Below are 5,902 nucleotides of genomic sequence, written 5' to 3' on the forward strand. Positions count from 1 at the left end.
CGGCGCGGGCGGCAGTTGGCTGCCGCAGCCCGGCTCCTGGGCCGAACTGAGCGTCGAGGCACAGACCGGCGACCCCGGATCGACCCTGGAGATGTACCGCTCGGCGCTCGCCGTACGGAAGGAACACCCCGGCCTCGGCGCGGGCGACCGGGTGGAATGGCTCGAAGCGCCGGACGGCGTCCTCGTCTTCCGCCGCCCGGGTTTCGTCTGCGCCGTCAACACGACGGACAGCCCCGTACGCCTCGCCGCGTACGGCAGCGTGCTGCTCGCCAGCGGTCCGACGGCGGCCGACAGGACCGTACTGCCCGCCGACACCACGGTCTGGTGGTCCGCGCACCCGGTGGAATCCGGCCAATGACCTCAACGGGTTTGTGACAGATCCCGCCACGGGTGCCGACAGCGAGCGACAACTACGCCAAACTGTGTGCCGTGGTGGGAAACCTTCCGCATGAGACGACCAGCTTCGTGGGGCGCAGGACAGAACTGGCCGTCCTGGAAGCATCGATCGAGAAGCACCGGCTGATCACCCTGATCGGCAGCGGTGGTGTCGGCAAGAGCCGGCTCGCCCTGCGCGCTGCCCGTACGGCGGTCGAGCGGCGCCCCGACGCAGTCGCCTGGGTCGACCTTTCGCCGCTCTACGACGAGCGGCTGCTGCTCTCCACCGTCTCCGAGGCCGTCGGGCTCCTCGACCACACCACGCGCAGCCCCGTCGAGGCGCTCTGCGAATGGCTCGCGAACAGAAAGCTGCTGCTCGTCCTCGACTGCTGCGAACGGCTCGTGGACGCCTGCCGCCATCTCGTCGGCGAACTGCTCACCGCGGCCCCCGGCCTCACCGTCCTCGCCACCAGCAGACATCCGCTCGGCGCCACGGACGAACACCGCATCGACGTCACGCCGCTCCCGCTGGACGGCGACGAGGACGCCCTCCAGCTCTTCCGCGACCGGGCCGCCCGTATCGCACCGCAGCTCAGCCTCGACGACCCGCGCACGGCAGGCGCCGCCGCCGAGATCTGCCGCAGACTCGAAGGCATCCCGCTCGCCGTCGAACTCGCCTGCGCCCGGCTCGGCGACAGCAGCGTCGAACAGATCGCCGCCCGGCTCACCTCCCGGTTCGACATCCTCACCGACAAGAACGTCTGGCCCCAGCGGCACCGCGCCCTGCGCACGGCCATCGGCTGGAGCCACGAACTCTGCGCGCCCCTCGAACGCCTGCTCTGGGCCAGGCTCTCCGTCTTCCGGGGCCAGATCGACCCCGAGGACGCCGTCGCCGTCTGTACGGGCGGTCCGCTCGCCGCCGCCGACATCCCGGCGGCGCTCGCCGGACTCGTCGCCCAGTCCGTGCTCCGGCAGGACGGCAGCCGCTACCGGATGCTGGACACGCTGCGCGAGTACGGCGCCATGTGGCTCGCCGAACTCGGCGAGGAACGGCTCATCGCCGACCGGCACGCGGCGCACTTCGCCGAGCTGACCCGGCAGGCGTACGCGGGCTGGCTGGGCCCGCGCCAGGTCGCCTGGTACCGCCGGGTCGCCGACACGCACGCCGACCTGTGCGCCGCGATCGAGCACCTGCTGCGCAGCGACCCGGCGACCGCCGTCGAAATGGCGGGCCGCGCCGGGCTGTTCTGGAGCTGCTGCGGCCATCTGCACGAGGCCCGCAACTTCCTGGAACGCGCCGTCGACGCCCATGACGCGCCGGGCCCCGACCACACCCGCGCCCTGTGGGCGCTCGGCATCGTCCTCGCGCTCCAGGGCGACCACGAAGCCGCGTACCGCTACGGCGAGGAGTGCGGCATCTCCGCCTGGCACGACAAGGACCCCGAGTCCCGGCTGCTCGCCGCGCACACCCTCGGCTTCACCTCGCTGCTGATGGGCAGGCCGCAGGCCGCCTACACGCTCTGCGACCGGGCCGTACGCACCCTGTCGGGCGACCCGGTGAAGACCCCGTCACAGCTGCGCTGCATGGTCATACGGGTCTTCGCCCTCTCCGCGCTCGGCCGGCTCGAAGAGGCGGGCGAGGAGGCCACCGCCGTCCAGCGGCTGAGCATGCGCTACGGCGAACGCTGGTCCAGGGCCTACGCCGACCACCAACTCGCCCTCGTCCAGCTCATGCAGGGCAAGCCACGCGAGGCGGAGGGCCACGCGCGGGCGATGCTCCTCGGCAAGTTCGAGCTGCGCGACAGCTTCGGCATCGCGCTGGGACTCGATCTGCTCGCGGGGGCGATGGCCGCCCAGGGCAACGGGGTCGGGGCGGCGCACGCGTACGGCGCGGGGCTCGCCCACTGGCACATGATCGGCCACCCCGAGGGCGGCAGCCCCGAACTCGCCGCCGTACGCGCCGAGTGGGAGCGCCAGGCCCGGGAGGCCGTCGGCGGCCCCGCGTACGACAGCGCGTTCAACGAAGGGCTCGTGGACGACCGGGAGAAGGGTCTCGTCCGGGTGCTCCAAGGCCCCGTGCCCGGCGACGAGGGCTTCTAGGGCCTGTCGTTCTGATCAGGCCCCGGTGGGCACCAAGGCCTCCAACGGATAACGAAGAACCCGGGCCCGTAACGAACGGCACCGGCCCGTAACGATGAACGCCGGTTCCGGTTGAACTGGCGCGTACGGGCAACCAGTTAGGCATGACGTCCACCGACGTGAAACCGGACAACCGCCGGCCCGAGACGCGTACGTCGCGTCTGTCCTGGTGGGCCAAGCTGCCCATCGCCCTGGTCGTCGTGCTCGCGCTGCTGTTCATGGGCAGCCGGCTCGACCTGATCCCCGGCTTCGACGACTTCTTCGGTAGCGAGACCCACGACCGCACCGGGCCGACCCTCCTCCAGTCCATCCAGGACCTGGACCGGTACGAGGCGGCCTCCGGCAATTTCCAGGTCGTGGTCGACCTGGAGAAGGACGCGAAGTTCCTGCCGGACGCGATCCGTGGCACCCGCACCCTGTATGTCGGCGCCGGGACCGTGAGTTCGTACGTCGACTTCAGCCACATCGGCGAGAACAGCGTCAAGACCAACAAGGACCGCACCACGGCGTCCTTGCGGCTCCCGCACGCGACGCTCGGCAAGGCGGCCCTCGACCCGGACCGCTCGTACACGGTCGACAAGCAGCGTGGCCTGCTCGACCGGCTGGGCGATCTGTTCTCCGACAACCCCGGCAGCGAGAAGGCGGTCAACCAGCTCGCGGCCAAGCACATCAGCGAGGCGGCCAAGGAGAGCGAGCTGAACGCGCGCGCCGAGAAGAACACCACCAGCATGCTCCAGGGCCTGCTGCACTCCCTCGGCTTCACGCAGGTCAGCGTGGTCTACGGCTGAGTGAGCAGTCCGGCGAGCCGGCCGGCCAGGAGCCCGAAGGGGCCTTCGGCCGGCTCGCCCGCCACGATGTGCAGCAGCAGCCCGGCCATCTCGTCGTCCTGCGCGGCGCTCACCGCCGCCAGGGCGGCGAAGTCGTGCACCAGCTGCAACTCCAGCTCGGCGCGCGGTATCCGCTTGCCGTCCAGCCACAGCAGCGCGGTGGCCTCGGCCAGCGACACCCAGGACCGCACCACGAGTTCGAGGCGCGCGGGCGGGTCCGCCACCTCCAGATGCGTCAGGATCTGCTCGTAGGCGGCCTGCCGCACCTCGTCGATCATCGCGTTGGCCCGCCGCACCGAACCGGCCGCGGGGCCGCCGCGCATCAGTGCGGAGAAGCCGGGTCCGTGCTCCTCGACGAAGTCGAAGAACCGTCCCATCACCCGGAGCAGCCGCTCTCCGAGCGGTCCTTCGCGCGGCTCGCGGAAGCGACCGGCGAGTTCGTCGGCCGCGCGTCGCAGCGCCGCCTCGTAGAGGCTCTGCTTGCCGGGGAAGTAGTGGTAGACCAACGGCCGGGAGATACCGGCCGCCACGGCGATCTCGTCGATCGAGACGTCCTCGGGGGAGCGGTTGCTGAACAGCTCCAGCGCCACACCGATCAGCTGTTGCTTCCGCTCTTCGACGCCCATCCTTCGGCGCACCCCGGTCGTCATATGAACAGCCTAACGGGCGGAGGCTGCGAGGTGTCCGTTACGCTCCCCGTTCATGAGCTCATCCGACCAGGAGCAGGACCAGGCACAGGACCAGGACGAGGCGGTGGACATACCGGCCGCGGATGTCGAGCCCGGCCTGACGCCTCGTCAGGCCCGGCGTATCCGCATCGCGTTGGCCTCGGTGGTGCTCGCCGTGATGGCGGGGCTGCTCGGGATGCGACTGGCGGAGCGCACGTCGCTGCTGGTGGTCGGGGTGTACGGGCTCGCCATGATCCTGTGCGGTGTGGTGATCGAGCTGAGCAGACACGGCCGTACCCGGCTCGGTACCTGGCTGCTGGGCGTCGGCCTGATCGCGGCCCTCGGCGCCGACTGGCTGCTGCTCCCGTAGGCCGCGCCCGCCCTCGGCGCCGTCCGGCCGGCGACGGCCGACCGGTGGTGGCCGACCGGTGGTGGCCGCGCCACGCCCTGCCGTTACGGTCCGGTCAGCGCAGCGCCCCCGTCTCCGAGCCGTCCGCCAGTCGCCCGTCCAGCGACGCCCGCGCGCCCTCCTTGGCCGGTACCGCGAGCAGCCGGCCGTTCGACGTGCCCGTCACACCGCCCGATGCCGACAGGGACCGGAACTGCGTGCTGCCCGCCGCCAGCAGGAACCAGTTCCCGCCGCGCGACTTCCACAGCACACCGGCCAGCACCTGCCCCTCGTGCGTCCCGCACGCGGGGGAGTCCTCCGCCTGCGCCGCCACCGCGCCCGTCGCCGACGTGTTCAGCGACGGCGCCTGGAACTGCGCCAGCTCGCGGCTGCCGGCGCCGCGCCAGGTGTCGGCGCGCGTGCACACCCACCGCGCAGTGCCGTTCGACTCGGGCAGCTCCTGGCTCGCGTACTGCCACGAGTTCACCGACCGCACGCCGTGCGAGCGCATCGTGGACAGCAGACACGCCGATCGCGCCCAGGACGTCCGCGCCGCCTCGTCCGTGGGGTCCTTCGGGTCCGTGGGCGACCCGGACGTCAGCCGGGCGGGCGCCAGTTCGCCCAGGTCGGTGAGCAGCCGGTGCGCCGAGCCGTCGCGCACGTCGCGTAGGTCTAGGGCTTCCCACGACGTACAGGTGCCCGCGGGTGTGGGACTCGACATCGGGTCGGTCACACCGTCCGCGTCCCGGTGCAGCGGCCGCGCTGCGACGGCCGGGGTCAGCAGGTCGCGCACGGACGCGGAGCCGACCCAAGGCGCCGTCAGATAGCGGACGTTGCCGTCGGACCGGCCCACCACCAGCGCGTCGGACGACGCGCCGTCCGCCCCGTCGACCCGGGCGAAGTCGAGCGCGGCGCCCGCCTCGCCATCGGCCGACTCGGCGTACCGCACGACCCGCAGCCCGTCGTGCAGCAGCACCACCCGCGCCCCGTTCACCACGCCCGCGTACAGCAGCTGCGGCGAGCCCATCGGCGGCCCCGAAGGGGTGCCGGGGGTCGCCGAGACATGGACGGTGGGGCCGGGCCGCGCCCAGACGGCCAGCGCGCGCCGCAGCAGGCCCGTGTCGTGGGTCAGCCCGCCGCGCGCGGGCCAGACGGTGAAGTCGGTGCGCGGCGCGCTCTCCCAGGCGGTCGGGGCGATCCGTACCACCTTCGCCGGATCGAGCGCCGACTCGGCGGCCGGGTTGAGGGCGTAGGAGGGCGCGGCAGCGCCGTCAGGCGCCCAGCCGTCGCCGGGGATGCCCAGCAGCGCCCCGCACACCAGCAGGGCCGCTGCGGCGGCCAGGGCCGCCTTGCCGTGCTGGCGGCGGCGCATCAGGTCGGTGGGCCGCGCCTGGAGCGAGCACGGGTCGAACTCGGGCGAGAGCAGCAGCTCCGCCGTCCCCGCCGCCGGCCCTGAGCGCACGGCGCTGTCCACCTCGGCGAGCGCGGCAGCGGGCGCCGCCGTC

The 5,902-nt window shown here is 72.6% G+C and carries 6 protein-coding genes; 4 read left to right on the top strand and 2 right to left on the bottom strand.

Features of this window, described 5'->3' with window-relative positions; all coding sequences use genetic code 11:
• The 3 genes from HY68_RS19010 to HY68_RS19020 all read left to right on the top strand — a co-directional run.
• Nucleotides 1-358, top strand: a 358-nt coding sequence (locus HY68_RS19010; protein ID WP_041990468.1) for a DUF3459 domain-containing protein, incomplete at its 5' end; no start/stop codon positions are given.
• Nucleotides 359-432: 74 nt separating this feature from the next.
• Nucleotides 433-2,475 (top strand): NB-ARC domain-containing protein, encoded by a 2,043-nt coding sequence (locus HY68_RS19015; protein WP_078863962.1) that lies wholly within the window; start codon nt 433-435, stop codon nt 2,473-2,475.
• Nucleotides 2,476-2,618: 143 nt separating this feature from the next.
• Nucleotides 2,619-3,302: a DUF4230 domain-containing protein gene (locus HY68_RS19020; protein WP_041990469.1), complete on the top strand. Its 684-nt coding sequence runs from the start codon at nt 2,619-2,621 to the stop codon at nt 3,300-3,302.
• On the opposite strand, the gene HY68_RS19025 is transcribed toward HY68_RS19020, so the two are convergent.
• On the bottom strand, nt 3,293-3,991 hold the full coding sequence (locus HY68_RS19025) for a TetR/AcrR family transcriptional regulator (protein WP_041990471.1): 699 nt from the start codon (nt 3,989-3,991) through the stop codon (nt 3,293-3,295). The genes HY68_RS19020 and HY68_RS19025 overlap by 10 nt on opposite strands.
• A gap of 52 nt (nt 3,992-4,043) precedes the next feature.
• Between HY68_RS19025 and HY68_RS19030 the strand changes: the two genes are divergently transcribed.
• On the top strand, nt 4,044-4,379 hold the full coding sequence (locus tag HY68_RS19030; RefSeq protein WP_041990473.1) for a hypothetical protein: 336 nt from the start codon (nt 4,044-4,046) through the stop codon (nt 4,377-4,379).
• Between the two features lie 94 nt (nt 4,380-4,473).
• On the opposite strand, the gene HY68_RS19035 is transcribed toward HY68_RS19030, so the two are convergent.
• Nucleotides 4,474-5,902 (bottom strand): hypothetical protein (locus HY68_RS19035; protein WP_041996574.1); only part of this gene is annotated, 1,429 nt, incomplete at its 5' end.

The sequence above is a fragment of the Streptomyces sp. AcH 505 genome (genome assembly GCF_000818175.1).
Classification (GTDB): domain Bacteria; phylum Actinomycetota; class Actinomycetes; order Streptomycetales; family Streptomycetaceae; genus Streptomyces.